The sequence below is a fragment of the Pantoea sp. XY16 genome, assembly GCF_025153065.1.
Taxonomy (GTDB): Bacteria; Pseudomonadota; Gammaproteobacteria; order Enterobacterales; family Enterobacteriaceae; genus Pantoea; species Pantoea alfalfae.
The window spans coordinates 1-3,025 of record NZ_JANZNP010000025.1 but is presented as its reverse complement, the minus strand read 5'-3'; the positions used below and the strand labels follow the sequence as shown (position 1 = coordinate 3,025).

The window sequence follows — 3,025 nt, the reverse complement described above, 5'->3', positions numbered from 1 at the left end:
GCTGAAAATCGTGTCTCTCAAAAACGCCTCTGGCGTTGTAAGGTTAAGCCTCACGGGTCATTAGTACCGGTTAGCTCAACGCATCGCTGCGCTTACACACCCGGCCTATCAACGTCGTAGTCTTCAACGTCCCTTCAGGACTCTCAAGGAGTCAGGGAGAACTCATCTCGGGGCAAGTTTCGTGCTTAGATGCTTTCAGCACTTATCTTTTCCGCACTTAGCTACCGGGCAGTGCCATTGGCATGACAACCCGAACACCAGTGGTGCGTTCACTCCGGTCCTCTCGTACTAGGAGCAACCCCCCTCAATTCTCCAGCGCCCACGGCAGATAGGGACCGAACTGTCTCACGACGTTCTAAACCCAGCTCGCGTACCACTTTAAACGGCGAACAGCCGTACCCTTGGGACCTACTTCAGCCCCAGGATGTGATGAGCCGACATCGAGGTGCCAAACACCGCCGTCGATATGAACTCTTGGGCGGTATCAGCCTGTTATCCCCGGAGTACCTTTTATCCGTTGAGCGATGGCCCTTCCATTCAGAACCACCGGATCACTATGACCTGCTTTCGCACCTGCTCGAGCCGTCACTCTCGCAGTCAAGCCAGCTTATGCCATTGCACTAACCTCACGATGTCCGACCGTGATTAGCTGACCTTCGTGCTCCTCCGTTACTCTTTAGGAGGAGACCGCCCCAGTCAAACTACCCACCAGACACTGTCCGCAGCCCGGATAACGGGCCTACGTTAGAACATCAAACATTAAAGGGTGGTATTTCAAGGTTGGCTCCACGCAGACTGGCGTCCGCGCTTCAAAGCCTCCCACCTATCCTACACATCAAGGCTCAATGTTCAGTGTCAAGCTGTAGTAAAGGTTCACGGGGTCTTTCCGTCTTGCCGCGGGTACACTGCATCTTCACAGCGAGTTCAATTTCACTGAGTCTCGGGTGGAGACAGCCTGGCCATCATTACGCCATTCGTGCAGGTCGGAACTTACCCGACAAGGAATTTCGCTACCTTAGGACCGTTATAGTTACGGCCGCCGTTTACCGGGGCTTCGATCAAGAGCTTCTCCTTGCGGATAACCCCATCAATTAACCTTCCGGCACCGGGCAGGCGTCACACCGTATACGTCCACTTTCGTGTTTGCACAGTGCTGTGTTTTTAATAAACAGTTGCAGCCAGCTGGTATCTTCGACTGGCTTCGGCTCGGGGAGTAAATCCCTCCACCTACGCGCCAGCGTGCCTTCTCCCGAAGTTACGGCACCATTTTGCCTAGTTCCTTCACCCGAGTTCTCTCAAGCGCCTTGGTATTCTCTACCTGACCACCTGTGTCGGTTTGGGGTACGATTCTGTGTTACCTGATGCTTAGAGGCTTTTCCTGGAAGCTGGGCATTTATCACTTCAGCACCGTAGTGCCTCGTCGTCACGCCTCAGCGTTAATAAGGGACCGGATTTACCTGGACCCTCCGCCTACACGCTTAAACCGGGACAACCGTCGCCCGGCTGATATAGCCTTCTCCGTCCCCCCTTCGCAGTAACACCGAGTACAGGAATATTAACCTGTTTCCCATCGACTACGCCTTTCGGCCTCGCCTTAGGGGTCGACTCACCCTGCTCCGATTAACGTTGAACAGGAACCCTTGGTCTTCCGGCGAGCGGGCTTTTCACCCGCTTTATCGTTACTTATGTCAGCATTCGCACTTCTGATACCTCCAGCATGCCTCACAGCACACCTTCGACGGCTTACAGAACGCTCCCCTACCCAACAACACATAGTGTCGCTGCCGCAGCTTCGGTGCATGGTTTAGCCCCGTTACATCTTCCGCGCAGGCCGACTCGACCAGTGAGCTATTACGCTTTCTTTAAATGATGGCTGCTTCTAAGCCAACATCCTGGCTGTCTGTGCCTTCCCACATCGTTTCCCACTTAACCATGACTTTGGGACCTTAGCTGGCGGTCTGGGTTGTTTCCCTCTTCACGACGGACGTTAGCACCCGCCGTGTGTCTCCCGTGATAACATTCTCCGGTATTCGCAGTTTGCATCGGGTTGGTAAGCCGGGATGGCCCCCTAGCCGAAACAGTGCTCTACCCCCGGAGATGAGTTCACGAGGCGCTACCTAAATAGCTTTCGGGGAGAACCAGCTATCTCCCGGTTTGATTGGCCTTTCACCCCCAGCCACAGGTCATCCGCTAATTTTTCAACATTAGTCGGTTCGGTCCTCCAGTTAGTGTTACCCAACCTTCAACCTGCCCATGGCTAGATCACCGGGTTTCGGGTCTATACCCTGCAACTTAACGCCCAGTTAAGACTCGGTTTCCCTGCGGCTCCCCTATACGGTTAACCTTGCTACAGAATATAAGTCGCTGACCCATTATACAAAAGGTACGCAGTCACCCCCGTAAAGAGGGCTCCCACTGCTTGTACGTACACGGTTTCAGGTTCTGTTTCACTCCCCTCGCCGGGGTTCTTTTCGCCTTTCCCTCACGGTACTGGTTCACTATCGGTCAGTCAGGAGTATTTAGCCTTGGAGGATGGTCCCCCCATATTCAGACAGGATACCACGTGTCCCGCCTTACTCATCGAGCTCACAGCGCGTGTGCTTTTGTGTACGGGAGTATCACCCTGTACCCTGCGACTTTCCAGACGCTTCCACTAACACACATGCTGATTCAGGCTCTGGGCTGCTCCCCGTTCGCTCGCCGCTACTGGGGGAATCTCGGTTGATTTCTTTTCCTCGGGGTACTTAGATGTTTCAGTTCCCCCGGTTCGCCTTGCAGCACTATGTATTCATGCTGCAATGATGCACAGAGTGCACCGGGTTTCCCCATTCGGACATCGACGGCTGTAGCGGTTCATATCACCTTACCGTCGCTTTACGCAGATTAGCACGTCCTTCATCGCCTCTGACTGCCTGGGCATCCACCGTGTACGCTTAGTCGCTTAACCTCACAACCCACAGGCGTTTTGCAACGCTGCAGACTGCAGGGATTTGAGAGACTCGAACGTGCCGCGTTTTTCATTCTT

1 rRNA gene is annotated in these 3,025 nt (G+C 54.0%); it reads right to left on the bottom strand.

Going from position 1 to position 3,025, the window contains the following annotated elements:
• Positions 1–39: 39 nt before the first annotated feature.
• Positions 40–2,947 (bottom strand): 23S ribosomal RNA (locus N1689_RS22045).
• Between the last annotated feature and the right edge of the window lie 78 nt (positions 2,948–3,025).